Here is a 254-nt window from a genome sequence, read left to right on the forward strand (position 1 = left end):
ACGGCGTCCCTTCCGGTGTTTTTTTTACGGCGGATGGATGCCCTTTGTGACCGGCAACGATGTAAACCTCATCACACGCGACAGTGTCTTCGAGAAGCGCCACTGGTTTGCGTTCGACGACACCTTCCCGGAGCTGAATCGAAGCCTTGCTTGAGGCGGTGTTCACCGCCGCAAAATGGGCAGCGCACCCCCTCGGGCCAACGCAGCTCGCGGACTTTCCGGTAGCAATTTGCATCCTCGATCAGGTCTTGAAT

At 57.5% G+C, this 254-nt stretch carries 1 protein-coding gene; it reads right to left on the reverse strand.

What is annotated here, in order from left to right:
• Positions 1-71: 71 nt before the first annotated feature.
• On the reverse strand, positions 72-254 hold the full coding sequence (locus tag BQ17_RS24360) for a transposase (protein ID WP_141699313.1): 183 nt from the start codon (positions 252-254) through the stop codon (positions 72-74).

This window comes from Candidatus Thiosymbion oneisti, assembly GCF_900092655.1.
GTDB classification, from domain to species: Bacteria; Pseudomonadota; Gammaproteobacteria; order Chromatiales; family Chromatiaceae; genus Thiosymbion; species Thiosymbion oneisti.